This is a genomic window from SAR86 cluster bacterium, from assembly GCA_023703615.1.
In the GTDB taxonomy this organism is placed as follows: domain Bacteria; phylum Pseudomonadota; class Gammaproteobacteria; order Magnimaribacterales; family D2472; genus MED-G85.
Genome location: CP097971.1, coordinates 1,045,055 through 1,070,332, shown reverse-complemented (window position 1 = coordinate 1,070,332; position 25,278 = coordinate 1,045,055). Strand labels below are relative to the sequence as shown.

Sequence of the window (25,278 nt, the reverse complement as noted above, 5' to 3'; positions counted from 1 at the left end):
ACTCATGAAATTTTTAATTTTGTTGGTTATGTTTTCAACCTTTCTTAGTTCACAAGAAATTAGAGTTCAAGGTTTAGAAAATAAAAAACCTGAAAGGGTTCTATACATTGGTAATAGTTATTTTTACTATAACGACAGTCTACACAATCATGTAAGAAGAATGTTAGAGGAATACTATTCTAAAAATATTGATAGAAGAAGCTATAAATCTATCACTATAAGTGGTGCTGCGCTTTCAGATCATAATATAAAGCATTCTTTAGATTATAAGAGTTTAAGAATGCAAGACCCTTTCGAACTTGTAATAGTTCATGGGGGAAGTGGAGAAACTTTTAACGAAAATAGAAGAAAAAATTTTAGTAAAGAAATTAAAGAAATTACAAACGAAATTAAAAAAAGTGGTGCCGAATCTGCACTATATATGATTCATGCTTTAGTTGAGCCTCATGATTATGCTTATCCAGAAATGATCAATGATATTCAAGAAATGTATATTCAGGCAGGTATTGAGAATAATGCGCTAGTAATTCCTGTAGGCCTTGCATTCGAAGAAGCTTACAATCAACGATCTGATATTCAATTGCACAAACCTTTTGATGGCAGTCATCCAGATTTGCTAGGAACTTATTTATCGGCACTTGTTGTCTATTCAAGTATTACCCACCAGTCTCCAAAAAAAATTAATTATGATTATTTTGGTAAAATTCGTCATGTAGATAAAATTTTTTTACAGGAAATTGCAAACTCAACTGTAGAAAATTTTTATAACATTAAGCTTAATTAGCTCTAGATATTTTCAAGAATCCTTTTCTCAATATTTTTTGAAAGTGCAAGAGAAGAGGTTAGTCCTGGAGATGCATACCCTAGTATATTTATAGATAATGAGTTTTCATTTTTTTCTATATCGATTACAAAATCATCTGTATCATCCAACATCGGCCTAATTCCAGTATAGCTTGGAGTTAATTCATCTTTTAAAATATTCGGCCAATAGCCTTTTACAACTTCATAAAATTTGTTTTTTTGTTTGTCAGAATGCTTATATTCAATTTCTTGAACTTCATATGATGATGGACCAAATCTTATACCTTGACCTAAATCTATTGTTGCATGCAGCCCAACGCTATATTTTGACGGCACAGGATAAATTAAATGCTTTAATTTTTCCTTTCCCGAGTAGTTATAATATTCACCTTTAATAAATTTATTTTTATATTTTTCATATCCAAATATTAAATTTGCAATCCTAACAGAATCAATTCCGGCTGCATTGATTAAATACTTTGTCTCTATTACAAACTCTTGATTAGAATTTTTATCAAAAATTAAAATGTCAAAACCAATAGCTTTTTTTGTAATTTGCAGAAGCTTATTACCAAAAAGAATAGAGCCGCCATATTGTTCAAATTCATTTCTAAGTGAATTCATATAAGTATGGCTATCAAATATTCCAGATGATGGTGAAAACAAAGCATCTTTATAATTCAAAAAACCATATTTTTTAATGCTTAAGTCGTCATATTTTAGATCATCTACTCCACATTCAAATGCATTTTCCTTAATCTTTTGTAATTTAATAATTTCTTCATCAGTATTTGCAAGTATATATTTGCCACAATTATTATAAGGAATTCGATTTTTTTTAAGATATTCATAAAGTAGAATTTTCCCATCAATACAAAACTCTGATTTAAGTGAATCTTTTTTGTAATAAATTCCAGCATGTATAACTTCAGAATTCCTACTAGAAGTTTCTTGCCCAATGTAATTATTTTTTTCAACTAAAAAGATATTTTTAAAATGTTTACCTATACTTTTTCCTATTGCTAGACCTGCAACACCTCCACCAATAATTAAACAATCAATTTTAAATTTTTCCATCATAAAAATGATATCAGCTATAGCAATATTTCCTACTATATATGGCAATAAAAAATATTTTTCATTTGCTTTTGTTGCCTATTATGTTTATAAATAGTTATAACTAAGAGGAGATACATATGAATCAAAGAATAATATTTAGTTTGCTATTTCTCATAGCATCAACATCAATTTGGGCAGGACATCATAAAGATACCAGAGCAAATAATATCGCTATAGTTGATACATTTTGGGAGAATATCTTAACAAATCCCTCAGTTTCAATGGATCTTCTTCATGATGATTTTGAATTTGAATTTATGGGTATTTGTGAAATTTGTCAGAAGTATAATAAAGAAACTTATGAATCTGTTTGGTTGGGAAAAGTCATTCCAGAAGTTTTACCAAATGGCATTGATATAAATATCTATCAACGAATTGCAGATGGAGATATGGTTGTTTATATGGTTAAGGGAAAAGCAACAGCTATTAATGGTGAATATAATAATAATTATGCAATGGTAATGCGTCTAAAAGATGAAAAGATTATATTTTTTCAAGAATATATGAGTGATTTACTTGCTGAAACACGTCTGCATATGAAAAAAATTGTTGATATAGAATAGATTACATATTTTATTTTTAGCTAGATAACTTATAATTCGCACCATATGACTATAGAAGTATGGGAAAAGATATGCGATGAAATTAATTTGCGAATTGATGCTGAGCCTTCATTAGGACCATTTTTAAATTCTTTAATTATTTCACAAGATGATCTTCAAAGTGCTGTTGCTTCAGTTCTTTCATCAAAATTACATAGCGATGCGCTGTCTGCAAAAGACATAAAATTATTTATTTTAGATGCCTTTAAAAGTTGCGACGAGATCGAGTCAAAATTAGAAGCTGATTTAATATTTTTTAAAGAACATGATCCTGCATGTAAATATTATTCAACACCTCTTCTTTTTTATAAAGGATTTTTAGGATTGGCTACTTATAGAGCTGCTCATTGTTTATGGGAAAGTGAAAGGCATACCATGGCCTTATTTTTTCAAAATCGTGCCTCAGAAGTTTTTGGCCTAGACATCCATCCTGCTGCATTAATTGAAGGCGGCGTAATGATTGATCATGCTACAGGAGTTGTAATTGGGGAGACGGCAGTAATTGAATCTGAGGTTTCAATATTTCAAGGTGTTACTCTTGGAGGTAGGGGATTTGCATCAGGAAAAAGACATCCAAATGTTAAAAAAGGAGCATCTATTTTTGCAGCAAGTACTGTTTTAGGAAATATTACTATTGGTGAAAACTCAATTGTTGCTGCAGGAAGTTTGGTTTTAAAAGATGTTGAAAAAAATTCAACTGTAGCAGGCGTGCCAGCCAAAGAACTAAAAATTAAATAATGATTCTTTAGTTATAAGTCTTTTCTTTTTCAAGAAAAACCTTTGCCAGAGTTATCGAACTTATTATTACAATATTTGTAATAAATTGTGCCAGTAAAAGTTGAGTTGAAATCAAAGATAAGTCGATTAAACCAAGAGGATAGATTGCACAAATGCCAAAAATTGAAAAACCAAATAACCACTGATAGGCATTTTTATTTCCAGTCAGTAAATATGAAGTTAAAGAACTTATTGCTAACAATGCAATACCAAAATATATTATTTCAATATAAGTATAGTTACTTATGTAAAATAAGACTGAATATGATACAGGTCCTATAAAACCAAGCTGAATGAAACAAAACAGTTTTATATCATTAGTAATGTTTGGATTATATTTTACATAAAAATCTTTTGGGTCCTTTTCTTCTAAACAGTCTTCAGGGCGCCAATGAGTTTTGGAGTACCAAACTTTTATTTTATCAGAGAGTTTTTTTGTCTTAATACTATCTTTTAGCATTTGAGAAAAGATCTGAAAATTTGCCCATACTGGATTCCAACTTTTTAAAGCTGTCGCGGTTCCATACACAGGTTCAATGTCAGGATCGCGTGCGATATATGTTCCAAACATTCTGTCCCAAATTATGAATACTCCTCCATAATTTGCATCGATATACTCTTTATTCTTAGCATGATGAATACCATGGTTCATCGGTGTTATGAAAATTTTCTCTAAAAAACCTAAGTGACCAATATGTTCTGTATGAACCCAAAACTGATAGACTAAGTTAATTCCTGCAACTGTAATAAATACTTCACCTGGGATACCTATTAAAACCATTGGTAAATAAAAAACCCACTTCCACAACCAACCTGTACTTGTCTGTCTTAAAGCTGTTGAAAGATTAAAATCTTCACCATGATGATGGACACTATGAGTAGCCCAAAGAAACTTAATTTCATGATGCATTCTATGCATCCAATAATATGATAAATCATAAAGCAAAAAAGCAATTACCCATGTTAGTGGGCTTTTTGTTGAAAGAAGCTCAAAATTTAAGTTATTACTTATAAATATAAATACAGCACTTTGAAACCCAAGATTTAGCATTGTTGGATATCTACTAATCATCCCAATAGCAACACTAGTGAATGTATCATTTAATCTATAAGTATTTTTTCCTACTGATCTCCCATAGAAATACTCAACCAACATCAATATAAAAAAGACAGGTATTGCGAATGTTATTACTAAAGATTTATCTGTAACAATCATAATAGTTTATTTAATGTCGTTATTTTCATGATTTATTGATAAAAATGCAAGTGCGCCCAGCGCAGAACCATACTCAAGGCTTTTATTAAATTCACCTTTAATACTTGCAAGATTAAGTCTGTCAATTATACCATTTTTTACTGGTTCAATTTTACAAACTCTCCCCAAAAAAAATACCTTATCAACATTCATTAATAGTGCATTTAAATATGCTACTGTTCCAATTACTTCTCCAATCATATTAGTAATTGATGCAGCAACATCTTCAGCTTTATGATTATTATTTAATTTAGCCTTTGCAAAATTAGACGCAGTAACTTCTGGATAAAGATTGCCTATGTCGTTCACTACCTCACCAATGGAAAAGTCAAGTTTTTTTCGACAACCTTTTTTCGCTAGATCAGTGATTGCATTTATTTCTGATGTCCCCAATAAATAATTAGAAATCCCCTGAAGAGTTCCTCCACCAATAGAAATTCCTCCAAGATGAGTAAAGTTATTTTTTTTACCAAAAACACACGCAGTACCAGTTCCAGTACTAACTGCAACAAAAGATTTATCTTCAAACCCATATACTTCTTTAGCACCCAAACCAATTGCCTCAACTTCATTTACTTTAACTATTGAAATATTTTTATATAAATTTGGAAGATCGCTTGATTTGCCTCCTGTAACTGCAATTTTGCTAATATCTATCAAATCAATTCCGATAAGCTTAGAAACTTTATAAAATATTTCTTCATTTATTTGCTCTGAAGGCATTGAATAGAACTTTTTTGCATTACCTTCACAAAGAACTATATCCGTATTTGTAATTCCAAAGTCAATTCCTAATTTCATAGTTTTTACAACTTATTCTGATGCACTCTCAATCCAGGTCATTGGAATTTGCTGCTGAGGATTAAAAACTTTTGAACCAGATATAGGATATGCATTTGAAGCTGCATCAATCTCAGTCTCTGTTAAGAACTCGCTTGGCACAAGTTTAAAAACATCAAGACCTCTTTTAATCTCAGTTCCGTATATATACCCATTATAAAAATACGTTGACCAATAACCGCCTGTAATCAAAATATCATCAAAAATTGGACCTCTATCAAAATAAGCAATTTCTTGTGGATTTTCAGAATCAGTAAAATCCATTATAGATAAACCACCCTGGTACCAAGCTTGAACAAATATATCTCTATTTGGAATTGGAATTATTGAGCCATTATGCGCAACGCAATTTTCAGTTTCTAATTGTGGCGCTGGCATCTTGTAGTGACTTTTAAAGACTAGTTTATTATTAATAATTTCGTAAATTGCATCAGCACCCCAGTCTAAAGGATCCGATGCTCTACATCTTGCTCTTCCACCGCCACCCCATTCGTCAGTAAATATTACTTTTGTTCCATCATTATTAAATGTTGCTGAATGCCAATATGCAAATCCAATATCTCTTACAGCATCTAGCCTGGTAGGGTTATAAGGATCTGATATATCAAATAAGATTCCATTTCCAGAACATGCTCCTGCTGCAATCTTAGCTGTTGGAAAGACAGTTATATCATGACATTGATCTGTTGCTTTGGTATCTTGAGTCTCCTCACCATGATCGCCACCACTCCATAAACCTGCTCGATTGCCAGTTTCTAGATTTGTGAAGACAGCTGGACTCTTAACAATTTTTGATTTTTCTGGATTGCTAATTGGAATTTCAATAATATCGATCGTAAAATATGAAGATCCACCACTACTCCAACCAAAACAGGTATCCATTTCTTCAATATCTCTTACTCGGCCCGTCCCAGAATTATAGACAATAATTTTATTATCAACAGTTGAGGACGAAACAACAGAATGGGTATGTGAGCCTCTACAAGTTTGAACTGCTCCAACTTGTCTAGGATTGGAAAGATCAGATATATCAAAAATTCTAATTCCTCTAAATCTTTCTTGACTTGCATCACTTTTTACACCTTCAAGACCGCAATCAATTCTGCTTCTATTTTCCTCTACCGACATAATAAGTAAATCATCAACTATGGAAACGTCTCCTTGCCCACCGGGACAAACAACAGATGAAACTAATTCAGGAATACCATTAGTATTCAACTTGTATATGTTAAAACCATGATAACTACCAGCAATAAGAATATCATCCTGAAATGCCATATCAGTGCTAGCAAAACTTAACATCGGGCTTCTTAGAGATCTAGACATTTCTTCTGTAGTTTTATCTGAATTATCTTCTGTAAGATCCTCAGATCCTTTTCCTTCTGGATTTTTAGGATCAAAAAAACCAGCAGGCTTTCTTAGGGAAGCAATTAATTCAAGATTTAATATTGCTTCACCAGCAATATATAGTCCTGGCGATAAACCTGATCTAGGATCATCAGAGATATTCACAGCAATAGTATTCATTCTTTCAATCTCAATACCTTGATCATTTACTAAATCTGAAACAAATTCATTGAGAATTGGATCGTATGTTGACCCAGGATATTTTTTAAGTTCTTCGACCATTTCAAGTGCACCGTCATGATGCGCAATCATCAATTGAAGAAATAATCTGTCAAAATCTGCACTTGAAGAGTTTTCAAGTTTATCAAGTTGCATCTTCGATGCCATACCAATCATTTCATGATGGATATGATTATGTGCTTTAGATTCAAATTCATTTCTATCTTTTAGCCAACTTTCCATGAAATTTATTTCATCTTTTTGAGAAACATCTATTCTTTTTCCAAGATCCACAATTTTTTTATTGTTGGTTCTTTCAGTTATCATGCTTGCCATAAGAATTGCTTGTTCATGATGAATTATCATTCCCCGCAGAAAACTAATATCAGCATGAATATATGATGTATTTGCAATATCTGTTGCAGATTTCTCATCAAGAATTTTTGATGGTTCTCCAGGAGATCCTGGTTGTAGTATTGGCGCTTCTTTTGATAATACTAAATTATTTAAAAGTATTAATGTTAAAAGAACGGCAAATTTTTTAGTTATCTTTATCTTCTTTTTTGTCTTCATGAATTTCTTTTGCTTCTCCTTCATAGATATTAGATTTATTAGATTGTCCAAATCTATTAATTCTATTAATTCTATTATTTCTATTGAGTTGCTTATTAGAGGCTCTTACCTTTCCTAATTTAAAAAAAACAAATAAAGAAAATAATGCCAATACTATAAATGCGATTGAGTTCAACGAGGTTACCGGCTTCTAAGTTTTGCTAGGAGTCTGAGTATTTCTAAATACAACCATACCAAAGTGACCATCAGACTAAATGCACCATACCATTCAAGATATTTAGGCATACCTTTTTCAGCACCTTCTTCGATAAAATCGAAATCAAGAACAAGATTAAGTGAAGCAATTGCAACCACAAACAAAGAAAAACCTATGCCAAAAAGACCATTTGAATGAATAAATCCAATGCTATTTCCAAAAAAGCTCATAATAAAGCTAACTGAGTACAGTATAAATATACCCATTGTTCCAGCAACAATCATAAGTCTTAAATTTTCAGTTGGTTTAATAATTCCACTTTTATAACAAAATAAAAGTGATGCAAGTATTCCAAAAGTTAATCCAATAGCTTGTATACCTATTCCTGGATACTGAGCTTCAAAAATCATAGTTATTCCGCCAAGAGCTACTCCTTCAATAGCTGCATATGCAGGAGCAGTATAAGGAGAATTTTTTGGTCTAAATATAGTAAATAACGCTATTACAAATCCAATAAGTACTGCTGGTAAGACTAGCCCTGGAGCATTCCAGCCAAAATAAGCCCCTCCGACACATAATCCTAAAAGAATGCCAGTTTTATTAACAGTGCCATCAAGAGTCATAACTTCTCCAGTAACACTTTGATTTATTCCAAATCCTTGTGAAAATGCAGGATTTCCTGATCTTCCAAATCTATTTATAGCTGTGTGTTTTGACATAGTTGTATCCTAATATATTGGTATATAAAAATTTAAAAATAATGAGAATTATATAGCTTCTGGAATTTGACCAAATTGCTCAAGTGGTTTTCTCATTTCGGCCCAGTCACATTCAAAATCACTTGGAGCATGCTCATATTCAAGCAGACCTAAAGCTTCAAACTTTGGTCTTACCTCATCAGTCAAAAGACCAATTCTTGAAAGATTTGGTATAACTCTTGAGAACAAGAAATTTCTAAACATCTCAAATGTCTTCGTATTTAATTGAAATTCTCTAGCTTCTTCCTCTGACATTTTAAGAAATCTTTGTTCAGATTTCGTATTGATAAGTCTTTCTCTTGAAATAACACATGCCTCATAAGCAAACTCAGCTCTTTCATTAATCTCTTCTGGAGAAAGTGTTTTAATATAATCTTCGAGATAGTTAATACCAAACGTAACATGCCTTGCTTCATCTCTTACAACATAATGCAGAAGTTGCTTTAACAGAGGATCCTTGGTGATTACTTTGAGCATTTGAAAAGCAGCTAATGCTAGTCCTTCAATAATTATTTGCATGCCAATAAATTTTAGGTCCCATCTCTCATCAGTAAGAATCTTGTCTAATAAAATTTTTAATGCTGGATTAATAGGATAATGAATACCTATTTTTTCCTGAAGATACCTATTAAAAACTTCTACATGTCTGGCTTCATCAAAAGTCTGTGATGCTGCATATAACTTGGCATTGTAAGTGGGAGCACAGCAAGCAAGTTGAGATGCAACTAATAAAGCTCCTTGTTCCCCATGTAAAAATTGACTCATAAGTTCAGCAGTACTGTGTCTGTCGAATAATATTTTGTCTTCTTCAGAAAGATTTTGATAGGCTTCAAGTGTTTCGTGAGGAAGATCTTCATCAGGCTCAACAATTTTTTCATCTCTTGGATGAGTATATTCCCAGTTTAAATCAATTGACCCATTCCAATTTAATTCTTTACCTAACTCATAAAGTTTTTTTATGCGGTTATCTGCAATTGTGTAGTCCCAATTATAAGATCCTGTAAGAGGCGTATTAAAAATCTCAACAACATCTTCAACATGCATCTTTGTAAGATTAAGATCTTCATCAAAATAAACTAGGTCTTTTGGCGGACCACTTTTTTTTGTAACTTTCATTATTCTAATCCTTAAATTCGCATACGCGTAAGCCCAATTTTATATTAATTATCAATCCTTGAAAAGTTTTGTTAACTCATCAAGCAAAACTTCACCTAATTCTTCAGCTCTATTAATTGTTAAAGCGTTTTTATAATATTTTGTTACATCATGACCAATCCCGATGGCTTGAAGTTCAACAGGACTGTTATTTTCAATTAAATAAATTATCTCTTTTAAGTGATTATCTAAATAATCATCTTTATTTGCTGACAATGTACTATCATCAACCGGTGCTCCATCTGATATAACAATAAGAATTTTTCTTTCTTCTCCTCTTTTTATTAATCTTTCATGAGACCATGCAAGCGCTTCACCATCAATATTTTCTTTTAGCAAACCTTCTCTTAACATTGTGCCAAAATTCTTACGAGCTCTCCTTAAGCTATTGTCCGCACTTTTATAAACAATATGCCTTATATCGTTTAATCTTCCAGGATAGGATCGGCTACCTCTTTGCAACCATAATTGTTTTGATTGTCCACCTTTCCAATGTTTTGTTGTAAACCCTAAAATTTCTGTTTTAATCTGACATCTATCTAATGTTGTACTAATGATATCTGCACAGATTGCTGCGAGGCTTATTGATCTTCCTCTCATTGACCCTGAATTATCAATCAACAAACTAACTACAGTATCCTTAAAGTCTGTCTGCTTCTCCTCTTTAAAACTTAATGGGAAGCCAGGTTTTGCAATGATCCTATGTAATCTTGCTGTATCTAAAATTCCTTCTTCAAGATTATAGTTCCAACTAGTATTTTGTTTTGCAAGAAGCAATCTTTGAAGTCTATTAGCAAGTTTTCCTATAGTGGTAAGATGGGGTTTTATTAGATTATCTAATTGTTTTCTGAGTCTTAGTGATTCTTCATTTGTCGTCAGCTCTTTTGCATCAATAACTTCATCAAAATCATTTGTATATATTTCGTAATTTTTTTGTAATTCAGAATTAAAAGTATTTTCTGGATAAGATAATGCTTCAATTTCCTCATCAATAGAAGCTTCTGCAGAGGAGGTCGAATCCTCCTCAAAGAGCATTTCATCAGGCATATCCATACTTTCATTAGACTCAATGCTTTCAGTTTCATCTCCATCATTTACATCATCAATATTACTCTCTAGATCATCTGATGATCCAGGTGGATCTATAGACTCATCATTTTCTTCAATAATATCCTCAGACTTTTCAACCAAATTGATTGCTTGAAGAAATTTTAATGATGTTTTTTGAAACGATTCTTGATTCGATATATTTTTTTTAAATTCACTTATTAGATTATTATTACCTTTTAAATTAAATTTGTTATTGAAATTATTTGCAATTTCTTTTGAATTTCTGTCATCTAGTAAACCAAGCATGTATTTCAACCAAACATTTGAGGCTATCGCTAGGTATTCATTTGATTTTTCTTCTTCTAAGCTAGTAATTTTATTTTTTATGTATTCATTAATGTTTGTCTTCGATCCTCTAAATTCTATAGAACCTAAGATTTCTACCCTTGCTAATTCAAGCTCATTAAATATTTTCCTTGCTTCTTTTGTTAGAGGTATCTCAGCAACTTCTTCATGATAAAGGTGCCAAAATGCTTGAAAATCTGAGGCTCCCCGGTAAGAATTCAGTTGATTAGTCGAACTTGGTGCTGTTTGGGTATTAAGTTGATTTTTTAAAGGCGGCCTATGTATAACCCCACTAATTGAATTTAGATCTTTTTGTTTTGAAATTGATTTGACTGTTGATATAGAAGCCTCATGAAGCTTATCTCTGTCTTTTATTCTAGCCATTTAAATTAGTTAGCATTATCTATGTCTTCATCAAAACATCTTTGAAAATATTCACCAAATATTGGTTTTTCGAGATCATCACATTTATTTAAAAAGGTTAAATTAAAAGTATCTTTAATATTCTTAAATATTTTGTAATTTTGAGCCCATGAAATAACGGTCCTTGGTGACATCAAAATTGAAACGTCGCCATTGGCAAAACCTGTTCTAGTAAGGTTTGCTAATTTAATCATGTCCTGAAGAAGGCTTTTATCTTTTGCGCTTTTAAAATCTTTTACTTTAGATAAAACAACCTTAAATTCTTGCTTTGGATCAAGATAATTAAGTGTTGACAAAATATGCCATCGATCCATCTGGCCTTGATTTATTTGTTGCGTTCCATGATATAAGCCTGTTATATCACCAAGACCAACAGTGTTAGTTGTAGCAAAAAGTCGAAAGGATGGATGAGGGCTAATTATTTTATTTTGATCAAGAAGTGTTAATTTACCTTCTACCTCTAAAATTCTTTGTATTACAAACATCACATCTGGTCTGCCAGCATCATATTCATCAAATACAAGAGCAACTGGGTTTTGAATTGACCATGGCAACAAACCTTCTTGAAACTCAGTTATTTGCTTGTCATCCTTAAGAGTAATAGCATCTTTTCCAAGAAGATCTATCCTGCTAATGTGACTATCAAGATTAATTCTTACACAAGGCCAATTAAGTCTTGCTGCTATTTGTTCGATATGTGTTGATTTACCGGTTCCGTGATAGCCTTGAATCATAACTCTTCTGTTATGTTCGAAACCAGCAAGAACTGATAACGTTGTTTCTTTATCAAAAACATAATCATTATCAATATCAGGAACCCAATCAGATTTCTCTTTAAAGCCCTTAACAATGAGCTTACTATCTATTCCATATGTTTTTGAAACACTATATTTTTCGCTTGGCTTATTTGGAATTTCAATGTTTTTATTTATTGTCATAGTTTTAAGAATTTTGAGTTGAATATCCTACCTTTAGAATGCTCAAAGTTCTAGTTTTTTATGAAAGAATCTAATGTAAAATAGAATATCAATAATTCATAAGATATTTGTAAGCCATGAAATCTCTTTTAGAAAAATCTTTAAGCCTTTTTAATCTAGATAAAGTTGATAGGGATATTTATAGCTGGTCTGGAAAGAATGTTGGCTATAAAAGAATCTTTGGCGGCCAAGTCATGGCACAAACTTTGATAGCTGCATATAAAACAATTGATGTTAAACATTTTGCACACTCATTCCACTCTTACTTTTTAAGACCGGGTCAAATGGAAAAGCCTATTACTTTTACTGTCGATAGAATTAGAGATGGTAAGAGCTTTTCTACAAGAACAGTAAAAGCAATTCAGGATGGAGAAGCAATATTTAATTCGTCAATTTCTTTTCAAAAAGAAGAAAAAGGACTAGAGCATCAAATAAAAATGCCTGATGTGCCAAAACCAGAAGACTTAAAAAGTGAGATTGAGAATAGAAGAGCTTTACTTGAGAAATTAAATATGGATAAGGGCGACATGCCAATGTTTCTCAAACAAAGAGAGATTGAAATGAGGCCTGTTGAAGTTCAAGATTATTTTAATCCAAAAAAATTGCCTCCTTATAAAAATACTTGGATTAAAGCTGAGGGTAAATTGCCAAAAGATCTTATTTCTCAACAAGCTTTTTTGTTATATATATCAGATATGGGACTACTAGCTGCTGCAAATAATTCTGTTGGAGTTAATTTTTTAACAAAAAATTTTCAAAATGCTAGTTTAGATCATGCTATGTGGTTTCATAGAAAAATTGATTTGAATGATTGGTTTCTTTATTCAATTGATAGCCCAATTACGAGGAATGCAAGAGGTTTTTCAAGGGGCTCAATTTTTTCTAGAACCGGCGATTTAGTTGCTTCCTGCACACAGGAGGGATTAATTAGACTTTGGCCTGAAAAAAAATAATTATCTTGACCTGATTATTTCAGTTAAAAACTTTATTTTTTCTGGATTTATGTTGGGTGTAATCCCATGCCCTAAGTTGAATATATAACCAGGATAGTTTTTATATGTATCTAAGATCTTGAATGTTTCTTTTTTTATAATCTCATCTGATTCTAAAAGAATTTTTGGATCAAGATTACCTTGAATAGAAACTTTACCTGACAATTTTAAACTCTCCATTTGGTTTACATCCCAAAAAAGACTTAAACAATCTATGTTAGATAAAGCAAGCTCATCAAGATCGCACTTGGGGCTTCTTGCAAAAAGAATAATTGGAATATTTGAGGTAATAGGGTCCTCTTTTAATTTTGAAACTAACTTTTCAATATAATTTAAGGAATAAATAGCATAATTTTTTTCAGAAAGCAGGTTTGCCCAAGAATCAAATATTTGTATCACGTCAATTCCAGACTCAACTTGTTTTTTGAGATATTTAAAACATGCCTCTGTTAATATTTTTAGAAACAAATGAGTTTCTTTTTCATTGTGATCAATAAAATTTTTAGTAACTAAAAAGTCTTTTGATGATTTTCCTTCAATAGAGTATGCCGCCAATGTCCATGGGCTACCGGAAAAACCAATTAATGGAATATTTTTTGGCAAAGCAGATTTTATGTTACTTACTGCTTTGTATACATACAAAAGTCTACTTTCATCGAATTGTTGGATATTTAAAATATCATCAGGACTTCTTATAGGGTTATTAAAAACGGGACCCTGACTTTCAATAAATTTTACATTTAAATTCATAGCATCAGGAATTGTTAAAATATCTGAAAAAAGTATTGCTACATCTAGGTTAAATTTATTTATTGGTTGCAATGCAAGCTCACAGCATGTATCTGGATCTTTGCACATATCAAGAAAATTTTTGTAATTTTTTCTTACAGCTTGATATTCTGGCATGTACCTTCCAGCTTGACGCATATACCAAATTGGTGGAGTATCTAAAATTTCTTTATTTAGTGCCTTAAGAAATATTGGTTGGGATAAATTCATGAAACATATTTAATAATACTTTTAGCTGCCTCACGGCCTTCCCAAATAGCAGTGACAACTAGATCTGATCCTCTTACCATATCGCCACCAGAAAAAATTTTGTTATTTGTAGTCTGAAATTTATATTCTTGATGTTCTTCAGCATCAACTAAACCATTTTTATGAGTATTAATTTTAAAATCTTTAAACCATTCTGATGGACTCGCTCTAAAACCAAAAGCAACAATTACCGCATCTGCTTCATATATTTCCTCCGATCCTGGAATAGGAATAGGGACTCTTCTTCCATTTTGATCAGGCTCTCCTAACTTTGTTTTTACTATTTTAACCCCCTCTGCATATTCATCACCGACAATATCAATCGGTTGTATATTAAATTCAAATTTAACACCTTCTTCTTTAGCATTTAGAACTTCTCTTTTTGATCCTGGCATATTCTCTTCATCTCTTCTATATAAACATTTTACAGACTTTGCACCTTGTCTAATTGCTGTTCTATTACAATCCATCGCAGTATCACCACCACCTAAAACAATTACATTTTTACCTTTTAAATTTATAAATTTGTTTTGCTTATCTTTTATACCTAGAAGCTTATTAGTACTAGATATTAAATAATCAATTGCTTTATATACTCCATTTAGCTTCTCTCCATGAAAACCTCCTTCTAAAGAAGTATATGTTCCCATACCTAAAAATACCGCATCATATTTATCGTATATTTTTTTAAATGGGATATCTTTACCTACTTCTTTGCCTAAATGAAACTCAACACCCATCTCTTCAAGGATTTTTCTTCTTCTTTTTATAACAGATTTTTCAAGTTTAAATTCTGGAATACCGAATGTTAACAAACCACCAATCTCTTGATTTTTATCAAATACATGACTTTTAACCCCAGATCTTGTTAAAACATCAGCACATGCAATACCTGCAGGACCAGAACCAATTATTGCTACTTTTTTATTTGTCCATTTTCTAAATGACATATCTGGCTTCCAGCCCATCTCAAATGCTTTTTCGGTGATATATTTTTCAGTTGAGCCTATTGTTACAGCACCAAAACCATCATTTAATGTACATGCACCTTCACATAACCTATCTTGAGGACAAACGCGACCGCAAACCTCCGGTAAACTATTCGTTGAATGACATAACTCCGCAGCCTCTATTATATTTCCTTCATTAACTAATTTTAACCAATCTGGAATGTAGTTATGAACAGGACATTTCCACTCACAATATGGATTTCCACAATCTAGACATCTATGTGCTTGGTTAGATGCATTTACTTGATTATATTCATCATATATTTCTACAAAACTAATCTTCCTTTCTTCAATAGATTTTTTATTTGGATCGAATCTTCCAACATCCAAAAATTGAAAATCATTATCCAACTTTTCATGATTGATATATTCGTTTCTATCACTGCTTGTTGTTCCAAAAGAACCATTACCAATAATTTCATCTCTCCATTTATATAAATGTCTTTTCGCATCCTCAATATTTAATATGGGAGCAAAAGATTGTGTTATATATTTACCGTTTACTCTTAGCTTTCCATAAAAATAGGGTGATCTTGGCTGAGTAAATAGGAGAAGTCCTTTTTCAATTCTGTATTGTTTATTTTTAGTCTTCATTTTTCAAAGTGTGTATGACATAGTATGACACTTTTTTTATACAAATCATAGAATTCTGTGATATTATTATCTTTCACTTTTAGAGAAACATGCCTGGATTAATTAAAAAACAAGAATTTAGAGACAATTGTGGATTTGGCTTAATCACTAATATTCATGGTGAAAAATCGCACAAATTAATTATTAATTCTATCAAAGCTCTGGAAAGCATGGCGCACAGAGGTGCTATAGGCTCTGATGGAAAAACTGGTGATGGTTGTGGTTTACTATTTGACATAGACCATGATTTTTATAGAAATACTTTACTTAAAGAAGAAAACATCAAACTACCTGAAACCTATGCAATTGGCCAAGTTTTTTATAAAGACGATATTTCAAAGATTTTACCCAAAATAAAGAAAATTCTAGGTAAAGAAAAATTAAAGTTATTAGCTTGTCGCAATGTACCCGTAAATAAAAATATTTTAGGGAAAATAGCATTTAAGTACGCACCAAATATATATCAATTATTTATTACATTAGATGAGAAAGTTTTTAATGATCAGGAGTTTGAGACTAATTTGCTCCAAGCCCGCAAATTTATTGAGGAATTATATTTAGATGACGAAACTTTATATATTTGTAGCTTTTCATCTAAAACTATTGTCTATAAAGGTTTAATGCTACCTGACGCAATCAAAGAATTTTACATTGATATAAGTCAAAAAGACTTTAGGGCTTCATCTTGTGTTTTTCACCAAAGATTTTCTACAAATACAAGTCCAAGATGGCATTTAGCACAACCTTTCAGATTGTTAGCTCATAATGGAGAAATAAATGCAATTAGAGGTAACAGAAATTGGGTAAAAGCGAGATCATCTAAATTTATTACGCCACTAATTCCAAAAATCCAAAAATTCAAACAATTGGTTAATGAAACAGGATCTGATTCTTCATCACTAGATAATATGCTAGAACTTCTTATTAAGGGTGGCATCAATTTATTTAGAGCAATAAGAATGGTTCTTCCACCCGCTTGGCAAAATACACAATCTATGGATGCAGATATAAGAGCTTTCCACGAGTATAACTCTATGCATATGGAACCTTGGGATGGTCCTGCTGGTATAGTCATGTCAGATGGCAAGTGGGCAGTTTGTATGCTTGACAGGAATGGCCTTAGACCGGCTAGATATCAGATTGATAAAGATAATTTCGTTACGATTGCCTCTGAAACCGGAGTTAATCCTGTTAAAGAATCAAAAATTATTACAAAAGGAAGAATTCAGCCAGGTGGAATTTTGGCAATCAACACAGAAACTGGTGAAATATTGAATGAAAATCCAATTGATAATGATTTAAAAGGCACTAACCCCTATAGAAAATGGTTAAAAAATAACGCAATTTACATAGAATCAAGTCTAGATAAATTTGAGGGTCCAGGGCTCAAAGCAATTCCTGCTGATGAATTTAATACTTCATCTAAACTTTTTCTACTATTTAAAGAAGAGAGAACTTCAGTGTTAAAACCTTTAGCAATTGAATCCCAAGAGGGTACAGGCTCCATGGGTGATGACACTGCTCTAGCAGTAATGAGCAAAATGCATAGACAAATATATGATTATTTTAGGCAACAATTTGCACAAGTAACAAATCCACCTATAGATTCTTTGAGAGAAAGAAGTGTTATGTCACTGGAAACATGTTTTGGTCCAGAATTAAATATTTATGAGGAATCTAAAGATCACGCAAAAAGATTGGTAACAACTTCACCAGTTTTATCTCATAAAAAACTCCAGTCAATTATTAAAAATCCTTATTTTAAGACAAAAGAAATTCCATTATCTTATCCAAAAAACTCATCAGTAGAGATAGCAATAAAAAATATACAAAATCAAGTTGTAAGTAGTGTAAAAAAGGGCTACGCAATAATTCATCTTAAAGAAGAATTGCCGGATGCTAGTTTTTTACCCATTAATGCTTTACTTGCTGTGGGCGGTGTTCATCAAAAACTTGTTAAGCTTGGATTAAGATCAGATGCAAATATTGTTATAACAACATCTTCAGCAAGAGACACTCATCAAATTGCATGTTTAATTGGTTTTGGAGCAACTGCTGTTTATCCTACTTTGGCCTATCAAACAATATTAGATTTAACTAACAAAAACGAACTCAAAGGTTCGCCTCATGAAAATTGTGCTCGATATAGGAAGGGTGTTAACAAAGGCATATTAAAAATAATATCAAAAATGGGTATCTCAACAATTTCGAGCTATAGAGGTTCACAATTATTTGAAATTGTAGGATTAAATTCTGATATTGTTGACCTGTGTTTCACAAACACAACAAGCAGAATTCGAGGACGAAACTTTAATGACTTTGACAAAGAAATCAGATCTATTGATGAATATGCAAGATCTAATTTAAGTGATATGAATGTAGGAGGCTTATTAAAATATATTCATGGAGGCGAATACCACACCTATAATCCAGAGATTGTTAAAAAACTACAAGAAGCAGTCTCAACTGGTTCAGAGGTATCATATAAGGAGTATTCAAATCTTGTAGATAAAAGACCTCCTGCAATGTTAAGAGATCTTTTAGAAATCAAAACAAACAGAAAAAGCATCGATATAAAAAGTGTTGAATCGAGCAAAGAAATATTAAAGCGATTTGATTCAGCTGGCATGAGTTTAGGAGCATTATCGCCTAAAGCGCATGAAACTCTCGCCGAAGCAATGAATAACCTTGGTGCAAGGTCAAATTCTGGCGAAGGCGGAGAAGCTATTGAAAGATACGGAACTGATAAAACCTCAAAGATTAAACAAGTCGCATCTGGAAGATTTGGAGTAACGCCTCATTACTTAGTAAATGCAGAAGTCTTACAAATTAAAATTGCGCAAGGTGCAAAACCAGGCGAGGGTGGACAATTACCTGGAGGTAAAGTAAATAAATTAATTGCAAAGTTAAGATATTCGACACCTGGTGTGACCTTGATATCACCACCTCCACATCATGATATATATTCCATTGAAGATTTAGCTCAGTTAATTTATGATTTAAAAGAGGTCAATCCAAAAGCCTTAGTTTCTGTTAAGTTGGTTTCTGAACCAGGAGTAGGCACGATAGCCTCAGGAGTAGCAAAAGCGTATGCAGATCTAATAACAATTTCAGGTCATGATGGTGGCACAGGTGCAAGCCCTCTAACTTCTATAAGATATGCAGGATCTCCCTGGGAGTTAGGTTTGGCTGAAGCCCACCAGAGTTTAAGAGACAGTGGACTTCGACATAAAGTTAGACTTCAAGCAGATGGTGGAATGAAAACAGGCCTAGATGTTATTAAGGCAGCTATTTTAGGTGCTGAATCATTTGGTTTTGGCACTGGTCCTATGATAGCGATGGGCTGTAAGTACTTAAGAATATGCCATTTAAATAATTGTGCGACCGGGGTTGCAACACAAAGAGATGATCTTATTAATCATCATTTTATTGGTGAGAAAGAACGAGTAATGAATTACTTTGAATTTATTGCAAATGATGTAAAGAATCATTTATCTAAAATGGGTGTAAAAAAATTAGACGATATTATTGGTCAAACACAATATTTGGAGCAGATAACTAATGTGGAGAATCACTACAAATCAATTGATTTAAGCGATTTACTATTTAAAGATAATAATTCAAAAGAGTCCTTTTTTTGCACTTCTAAAAAGAATGAACCCTGGGATAAGGGAACGCTTGCAAAAAAAATCTTGAAAGATTCAAAAAAACATATAAACAGAAACAAAAGCATTACTTTAAATTATCAAATCTCAAATACTGATAGATCTGTTGGTGCATCTGTTTCAGGATATGTTGCTGATAAGTTTGGAGAAAAAGGACTTTCGAAACCATTAATTGTTAATTTTAATGGCTCAGCTGGACAAAGCTTTGGCTGTTGGAATGCTAATGGAGTTGAATTGTGCATAGAAGGTGATGCTAATGATTATGTTGGCAAAGGTATGAATGGAGGAAAGATTGTTATAAAAAACAGCAGCTCATACTCCTCAGAATCTGATAATGTTTTGGTTGGAAATACATGCCTTTATGGTGCTACTGGCGGTGAATTATATGTATCTGGTAGAGCGGGCGAAAGATTTGGTGTAAGAAATTCAGGTGCGCAAGCAGTTATTGAGGGTGCGGGAGACCATTGCTGCGAGTATATGACAGGTGGACAAATAACAGTCTTGGGCTCTGTTGGAGCTAATTTTGGTGCAGGAATGACTGGAGGTTTTGCATATGTCTTAGACGAAGATAAAAGTTTTTTTGATAAATGCAATAGAGGCCTTGTTAATATAGAAAGAATAATAACTGAAGATATGCAACCGCACAGAAAACACTTGAAAGAACTCATTGCAAAGCACTATAAGGAAACGAAAAGCAGTAAAGCAAAAGAACTTATAGATGATTTTGAAAAGTTTGAGCCATATTTTTGGTTAGTTATGCCAGCGGCATCAAATATTCAAGATTTATTAAAAGCTACAACAGCAAATGCTGCATAAAAATTAATCAAAAGCTTTAATTAAATTATCTGTCTTAAATTTATTGGTTTTAAATGCATAGCCAGATTTATTGATCAAAACTAAATTTAATTCTCCATCAGCCACTTTTTTATCATTCATTAAGAATTTCTTTAATTTATTATATTTATATTTTTTAAAATTAGTATTTAATTGCAAAGACTTTATAAGGCTTACAAATTTAGAAAACTTCGTATTTGATATATGTTTTTCCAACAGAGATATTCTAAGCGCAATTACCATGCCAAGAGTTATAGCTTCTCCATGTGTAATGCCCTTATATTTTTCATACGCTTCAATGGCATGTCCAAAAGTATGACCAAAGTTTAATATAGCTCTTATTCCTTGTTCTTTTTCATCTTCAGTTACAATCTTTGCCTTTGTTTTTATGGATTCAGTAATGATTTCCTCTAAAATTTTTGGTTCTTTTTTTAAAACTTTATTGCCATTTAATTCTAGTAATTTATAAAGTTTCTTATTTTTGATAAATGCATACTTAACTATTTCTCCCAATCCAGACTTGAATTCTTTTTTTGGAAGAGTACTTAAATAATTTGTACTAATCAGTACCAAGGCAGGATTATTAAATGCACCAACCAAGTTTTTACCTTGCTTTATATTAATAGCTGTTTTCCCTCCAACCGATGAATCAACCTGAGATAATAAAGTTGTTGGAATTTGAATATATGGGATACCTCTTAAATATGTTGCAGCACAAAAACCAGTTATATCTCCAACCATCCCACCACCAAGAGCAAGCAAACAGTCTGTTCTATCAAACTTGAGGTCAGATAATTTTCCATGTATTTTAAAAAAATTAAGAGACGATTTTGAGTTTTCACCTTTTTCTAAAATATGAATATATAAGGTTTTATTTTTTAAGATCGATCTTAATTCTTTTAAATATTTTTTTGGTATTCCTGAATCAGTAACAATCATTACTTTATTACTTTTATTAATTACTGGATCAAGATTTTTTTTTGATAGTGAATTTTTAGAGATTACTACTTTGTATTTTGATGTATCTTTACCAACACTAAATGATTTAGGCATAATTTTTTATTAATTTTATAATTTCAGATGCAACTTCTTGGCTTGATTTATTTTCAGTTTTAACAATGTGATCAGCTACGTTTTCATAAAGCGCTTGCCTTTCTTCATGAAGTTTTTTTAAAATTTTTCCAGGATCTCCCTCCTTTAATAGAGGTCTATCTTTATCTTTAGAAGTTCTTTCAAGTTGAATTTCAATAGGAGTTTCTAGGTAAAAAACACTTCCTCTAGAGGAAAGCAACTCTCTATTATGTTCTGACAATATTATCCCACCACCTGTAGACAGTACTATTGAATTTTTTTTAACCATTTCATCAAGGATTTTACTTTCTCGTTTTCTAAAACCTTCTTCACCCTCAAGATCAAAAATCCAATCTATAGATGCACCTGTTCTTGTTTCTATCTCTTCGTCAGTGTCAAGAAAAGTCAAAAAAAGTTCACTAGATATAATCTTTCCTACGGTTGACTTGCCAGAGCCCATTGGACCTACTATAAATATATTCATAAAAGGAAATTAATTTTTGTTAATTTTAACACTTAACTATATAAAATAGTTTTATACAGAAAAAAAAGCTTTACCCTATATTTTTTAATAGTAATATTTCTAATATGAAAAGAGTTGCAAAATTTTTATTTCTCTCAAGCATGTCAGTTTGCATATTAGGTTTATTAACAATTTTATTTTCATACTTTTTTTTAAAACCAAGTTTGCCAGAAATTTCTTTAGTAGATGAATCTTATCTTCAAATGCCTCTAAAAATTTATACCGAGGATGGAGTACTAATTGGTGAATTTGGAGAAATTAAAAGAAGACCTATATCATTTAAAGACATTCCTGAAGATTTAAGAAATGCATTTATTGCTGCAGAAGATTCTAATTTTTTTAATCATCAAGGAATTAGCTACAAAGGACTTATAAGATCCTTTGTAAGATGTATCTCATCAGATGGTTGTTCTGGTGGTGGAGGAACTATAACAATGCAGGTTGTAAGGGGATATCTACTTTCTAGAGATAAAACTATTTCAAGAAAAGTAAAAGAAATTTTTTTAGCGCTCGAGTTAGAAGGCACATTATCAAAAGAAGAGATTTTTGAATTATATGTAAACAGGATTTTTCTTGGAAATAGATCATATGGTATAGAGGCCGCCGCAAATACTTATTTTAATAAAAGCGTTAGTAATTTATCTATATCTGAGAGTGCAACTATTGCTTCTATGGCTCAACTTCCATCAAAAATAAACCCAATTAAAAATCCATCTAGAACAAAAATTAGAAGAAATTGGATCTTATATCGAATGAATGCTCTTGGGTTGATTTCAGACTTAGAATACGAACAATCAATTATAGAAAACATAAAAACATACAAAAATATCAATCAATATGAGATTGATGCAAGATATTTAACTGAAATGGTTCGTCAAGAAGTTATAGATAGATATGGATTGAAAGCATATAATGAAGGTTGGTCAGTATATACAACTATTAATTCAAGTCATCAGAAGAGCGCTCTAAGAAGTTTAAAGAATCAACTAACTGCTTATCATAAAAGGCATGGATGGATTGATTCACAAAATATCGAAGATTATTTCAATAATAATGAAGTATTAGAGTTTCAAAATTTAAATAAAGAAAATATTACTAAAGCTCTTTCTGATAGAAATTTATACGAATATGAGAATATTTTTCTTACAATAAATGAGCTTTTTGAAACATTTCCAGCATATAAGTCTCATAAATTAGGAATAGTTATAGAAGTAGTAAATGAAAAACTATTTTTCTTAGATGAGGATTTGAATATTTTAAGTATTAATTGGACTAATGAATATGAATGGGCAAGAAAAAGAATTGATATTGATAAATTTGGACCTAAACCAAAATCTTTCAGTGACTTTTTAAAATTTGGTGACATCATCTACTTAAAAAAAGACGATGAGTTTTTATTATTAGATCAAATTCCTGAAGCAGAGGCTTCGATCATATCAATTAATCCTAACTCAGGTGCAGTTCTAACATATATAGGAGGATATAGTTTTGACAAAAGTAATTTTGATAGAGTAAAACTCGCATATCCTCAATCTGGATCTAGTTTTAAACCTTTTATATATGCAAGCGCATTAGCAAACGGTTATAACTTATCATCACAAATAAATGATGCACCGATTGCTTTTCAAGATGCTAATTTGGAAAGCGTTTGGAAGCCTCAAAACTATACAGGCAAGTTTTATGGACTTACTTCAATAAGAGAAGCATTAATACAATCTATTAATATCGTCTCAATTAAACTTTTGCGAGAACTAGGGATTGATAAAACAAGAAACTATCTAGTAAATTTTGGTTTTAAAAAAACAAGATTGCCACCAGACCTATCTTTAGCTTTAGGATCTGGAAATTTTTCCCCAGCAGAGATGGCAAGAGCTTATGGCGTCTTTGCCAATGGCGGTTATCTAAAAGATCCTTATTTTATTTCAAGGATAGAAGACAGAAGTAAAAATATAATTTTTTCTCATGAACTTTATGAAAATATTGATATTAAATCAAATTTTGTAGCATTTCCGTGGTTGAATACGTTAGAAATTGAAAAGAAAAGACCTTATTATCTTGTAAACCCAATTAATATAGATGAGAGAGTTATCGACGAACGTATTGCTTTCTTAATTAAAGATATATTAAAAGATTTTTTAAAAAGAGGCTCAGCTGGAAAAAAAACATCAAATTTACAAAGAAATGATATTGCGGGCAAGACTGGTACTACTAATGATTCTGTTAGTACCTGGTTTTCAGGATTTCATAAAGATTTAGTAACAACTGTTTGGGTAGGCACAGATAATTTTTCATCTTTAGGCTCAAATGAATATGGATCAACAATTGCTTTACCAATTTGGAGTGATTTTATGATGCAAATAAATGAAAGTTTAGATCTTGAAGCAAACAAAATACCAGAAAATATATCTTTTGTAAGAATAAATAAAAATACTGGAGAAATAGATAATACTGTTTCAGATGAAACCTATTTTGAGTTGTTCTTAGACGAAAATATAAATGATTAGTTCTTAAAAATGTTTATCGAAAGCAAGGTCCATATATTCTCAATGTAAGAACTAGGATTTTCCTTAAACTTTGATCTGATGTATCTGCCTACGTTACCTTCAAGGCAGGTTACTATCAATTGCGAAGAAATTCCTGGTTGAGATATTAAGGCGTTAGCATCTTCATTAAGCATTTGCTTAATAGATAGTTCGAATCTATCATAAAATTGATTAACTGAATCGACAACATTTTGTTCATTATTTGAGAGAGCTTCTCTTGATAATAGTCGAGCAAACCCTTTATTTTTTTCAATAAAAATCATAAAAAATAGAAAAACATTTTTAACTTTTTCTTTTGATGAAATTTTTTGTTTTTTTAACTCAGTACATTTTGAAAAAATTGCATTGTCACAAAAAGAAAATAATTCAGCATATATGGCTCTCTTGCTAGGAAAATGTCTATATAAAGCTGCTTCAGTTATATTTGATTTTTCTGCCAGAAGGGCGGTTGTAACTTTTGACATATTTCTTTCTTCAAGCAGATTAGCCAAAGATTCGAGAATGATATTTTTTCTATCTTTTTTCATAT

At 31.5% G+C, this 25,278-nt stretch carries 20 protein-coding genes; 6 read left to right on the top strand and 14 right to left on the bottom strand.

Annotated features, from left to right (window positions below; genetic code table 11):
- The first annotated feature begins 4 nt into the window (after positions 1-4).
- Positions 5-784: a hypothetical protein gene (locus M9C80_05525; protein URQ69394.1), complete on the top strand. Its 780-nt coding sequence runs from the start codon at positions 5-7 to the stop codon at positions 782-784.
- 2 nt (positions 785-786) lie between these two features.
- On the opposite strand, the gene M9C80_05520 is transcribed toward M9C80_05525, so the two are convergent.
- Complete coding sequence (locus M9C80_05520) at positions 787-1,929, bottom strand: NAD(P)/FAD-dependent oxidoreductase (GenBank protein ID URQ69393.1); 1,143 nt, start codon at positions 1,927-1,929, stop codon at positions 787-789.
- A 71-nt stretch (positions 1,930-2,000) separates the two neighbouring features.
- On the opposite strand from M9C80_05520, the gene M9C80_05515 reads away from it, so the two are divergent.
- Positions 2,001-2,486 carry a hypothetical protein gene (locus tag M9C80_05515; GenBank protein ID URQ69392.1) on the top strand — a complete coding sequence of 162 codons (486 nt, stop codon included), beginning with the start codon at positions 2,001-2,003 and terminating at the stop codon, positions 2,484-2,486.
- 45 nt (positions 2,487-2,531) lie between these two features.
- A complete protein-coding gene (gene cysE, locus M9C80_05510; protein ID URQ69391.1) occupies positions 2,532-3,263 on the top strand; it encodes a serine O-acetyltransferase in 732 nt (243 codons plus the stop codon).
- A gap of 7 nt (positions 3,264-3,270) precedes the next feature.
- Here cysE and M9C80_05505 read toward each other — a convergent pair whose 3' ends face one another.
- Genes M9C80_05505 through M9C80_05470 form a run of 8 tightly spaced genes read right to left on the bottom strand, consistent with a single transcriptional unit; the run spans position 3,271 to position 12,401 of the window.
- Positions 3,271-4,518 carry a sterol desaturase family protein gene (locus M9C80_05505; GenBank protein URQ69390.1) on the bottom strand — a complete coding sequence of 416 codons (1,248 nt, stop codon included), beginning with the start codon at positions 4,516-4,518 and terminating at the stop codon, positions 3,271-3,273.
- 6 nt (positions 4,519-4,524) lie between these two features.
- Positions 4,525-5,358 carry a pantothenate kinase gene (locus M9C80_05500; protein ID URQ69389.1) on the bottom strand — a complete coding sequence of 278 codons (834 nt, stop codon included), beginning with the start codon at positions 5,356-5,358 and terminating at the stop codon, positions 4,525-4,527.
- A gap of 12 nt (positions 5,359-5,370) precedes the next feature.
- Positions 5,371-7,536 (bottom strand): DUF305 domain-containing protein, encoded by a 2,166-nt coding sequence (locus tag M9C80_05495; GenBank protein ID URQ69388.1) that lies wholly within the window; start codon positions 7,534-7,536, stop codon positions 5,371-5,373.
- Positions 7,505-7,711, bottom strand: coding sequence for a hypothetical protein (locus tag M9C80_05490; protein ID URQ69387.1), 207 nt, complete (start codon positions 7,709-7,711; stop codon positions 7,505-7,507). Before M9C80_05490 ends, M9C80_05495 begins: the two co-directional genes overlap by 32 nt.
- 5 nt (positions 7,712-7,716) lie before the next feature.
- Positions 7,717-8,451 carry a Bax inhibitor-1/YccA family protein gene (locus tag M9C80_05485; protein URQ69386.1) on the bottom strand — a complete coding sequence of 245 codons (735 nt, stop codon included), beginning with the start codon at positions 8,449-8,451 and terminating at the stop codon, positions 7,717-7,719.
- 48 nt (positions 8,452-8,499) lie between these two features.
- Positions 8,500-9,606, bottom strand: coding sequence for a ferritin-like domain-containing protein (locus M9C80_05480; protein URQ69385.1), 1,107 nt, complete (start codon positions 9,604-9,606; stop codon positions 8,500-8,502).
- 51 nt (positions 9,607-9,657) lie between these two features.
- Positions 9,658-11,424 carry a cobalt chelatase gene (locus tag M9C80_05475; GenBank protein ID URQ69384.1) on the bottom strand — a complete coding sequence of 589 codons (1,767 nt, stop codon included), beginning with the start codon at positions 11,422-11,424 and terminating at the stop codon, positions 9,658-9,660.
- Positions 11,425-11,429: 5 nt separating this feature from the next.
- Complete coding sequence (locus tag M9C80_05470) at positions 11,430-12,401, bottom strand: AAA family ATPase (GenBank protein ID URQ69383.1); 972 nt, start codon at positions 12,399-12,401, stop codon at positions 11,430-11,432.
- 116 nt (positions 12,402-12,517) lie between these two features.
- Here M9C80_05470 and M9C80_05465 point away from each other — a divergent pair, with 116 nt between their 5' ends.
- Positions 12,518-13,393, top strand: a complete 876-nt coding sequence (locus M9C80_05465) for an acyl-CoA thioesterase II (protein ID URQ69382.1) — start codon at positions 12,518-12,520, stop codon at positions 13,391-13,393.
- Here the strand turns inward: M9C80_05465 and hemE are convergent, their stop codons facing one another.
- Together hemE and M9C80_05455 are read right to left on the bottom strand one after the other, a co-directional pair.
- Positions 13,394-14,431 (bottom strand): uroporphyrinogen decarboxylase, encoded by a 1,038-nt coding sequence (gene hemE / locus M9C80_05460; GenBank protein ID URQ69381.1) that lies wholly within the window; start codon positions 14,429-14,431, stop codon positions 13,394-13,396.
- Positions 14,428-16,074, bottom strand: a complete 1,647-nt coding sequence (locus tag M9C80_05455; protein ID URQ69380.1) for a glutamate synthase subunit beta — start codon at positions 16,072-16,074, stop codon at positions 14,428-14,430. The genes hemE and M9C80_05455 overlap by 4 nt, the downstream gene beginning before the upstream one ends.
- 89 nt (positions 16,075-16,163) lie before the next feature.
- Between M9C80_05455 and gltB the strand changes: the two genes are divergently transcribed.
- A complete protein-coding gene (gene gltB / locus M9C80_05450; GenBank protein ID URQ69379.1) occupies positions 16,164-20,594 on the top strand; it encodes a glutamate synthase large subunit in 4,431 nt (1,476 codons plus the stop codon).
- Positions 20,595-20,597: 3 nt separating this feature from the next.
- Here the strand turns inward: gltB and aroB are convergent, their stop codons facing one another.
- Together aroB and aroK are read right to left on the bottom strand one after the other, a co-directional pair.
- Positions 20,598-21,665, bottom strand: coding sequence for a 3-dehydroquinate synthase (gene aroB, locus M9C80_05445; protein ID URQ69378.1), 1,068 nt, complete (start codon positions 21,663-21,665; stop codon positions 20,598-20,600).
- Complete coding sequence (gene aroK, locus M9C80_05440; GenBank protein ID URQ69377.1) at positions 21,658-22,167, bottom strand: shikimate kinase AroK; 510 nt, start codon at positions 22,165-22,167, stop codon at positions 21,658-21,660. The genes aroB and aroK overlap by 8 nt, the downstream gene beginning before the upstream one ends.
- A 104-nt stretch (positions 22,168-22,271) precedes the next feature.
- Here aroK and M9C80_05435 point away from each other — a divergent pair, with 104 nt between their 5' ends.
- Entirely contained in the window at positions 22,272-24,710 is a 2,439-nt protein-coding gene (locus tag M9C80_05435) for a PBP1A family penicillin-binding protein (protein URQ69376.1), read from the top strand.
- Here the strand turns inward: M9C80_05435 and slmA are convergent.
- Entirely contained in the window at positions 24,707-25,276 is a 570-nt protein-coding gene (gene slmA, locus M9C80_05430) for a nucleoid occlusion factor SlmA (GenBank protein URQ69375.1), read from the bottom strand. The two genes, M9C80_05435 and slmA, sit on opposite strands and share 4 nt — an antisense overlap.
- Between the last annotated feature and the right edge of the window lie 2 nt (positions 25,277-25,278).

Bases quoted from the DNA above. Each gene is read 5' to 3' on its own strand.
- M9C80_05525 (URQ69394.1), top strand. From the start codon at position 5: ATGAAATTTTTAATTTTGTTGGTTATGTTTTCAACCTTTCTTAGTTCA.
- M9C80_05515 (URQ69392.1), top strand. From the start codon at position 2,001: ATGAATCAAAGAATAATATTTAGTTTGCTATTTCTCATAGCATCAACA.
- cysE (URQ69391.1), top strand. From the start codon at position 2,532: ATGACTATAGAAGTATGGGAAAAGATATGCGATGAAATTAATTTGCGA.
- M9C80_05505 (URQ69390.1), bottom strand. From the start codon at position 4,518: ATGATTGTTACAGATAAATCTTTAGTAATAACATTCGCAATACCTGTC.
- M9C80_05500 (URQ69389.1), bottom strand. From the start codon at position 5,358: ATGAAATTAGGAATTGACTTTGGAATTACAAATACGGATATAGTTCTT.
- M9C80_05495 (URQ69388.1), bottom strand. From the start codon at position 7,536: ATGAAGACAAAAAAGAAGATAAAGATAACTAAAAAATTTGCCGTTCTT.
- M9C80_05485 (URQ69386.1), bottom strand. From the start codon at position 8,451: ATGTCAAAACACACAGCTATAAATAGATTTGGAAGATCAGGAAATCCT.
- M9C80_05480 (URQ69385.1), bottom strand. From the start codon at position 9,606: ATGAAAGTTACAAAAAAAAGTGGTCCGCCAAAAGACCTAGTTTATTTT.
- M9C80_05475 (URQ69384.1), bottom strand. From the start codon at position 11,424: ATGGCTAGAATAAAAGACAGAGATAAGCTTCATGAGGCTTCTATATCA.
- M9C80_05470 (URQ69383.1), bottom strand. From the start codon at position 12,401: ATGACAATAAATAAAAACATTGAAATTCCAAATAAGCCAAGCGAAAAA.
- M9C80_05465 (URQ69382.1), top strand. From the start codon at position 12,518: ATGAAATCTCTTTTAGAAAAATCTTTAAGCCTTTTTAATCTAGATAAA.
- hemE (URQ69381.1), bottom strand. From the start codon at position 14,431: ATGAATTTATCCCAACCAATATTTCTTAAGGCACTAAATAAAGAAATT.
- M9C80_05455 (URQ69380.1), bottom strand. From the start codon at position 16,074: ATGAAGACTAAAAATAAACAATACAGAATTGAAAAAGGACTTCTCCTA.
- gltB (URQ69379.1), top strand. From the start codon at position 16,164: ATGCCTGGATTAATTAAAAAACAAGAATTTAGAGACAATTGTGGATTT.
- aroB (URQ69378.1), bottom strand. From the start codon at position 21,665: ATGCCTAAATCATTTAGTGTTGGTAAAGATACATCAAAATACAAAGTA.
- aroK (URQ69377.1), bottom strand. From the start codon at position 22,167: ATGAATATATTTATAGTAGGTCCAATGGGCTCTGGCAAGTCAACCGTA.
- M9C80_05435 (URQ69376.1), top strand. From the start codon at position 22,272: ATGAAAAGAGTTGCAAAATTTTTATTTCTCTCAAGCATGTCAGTTTGC.
- slmA (URQ69375.1), bottom strand. From the start codon at position 25,276: ATGAAAAAAGATAGAAAAAATATCATTCTCGAATCTTTGGCTAATCTG.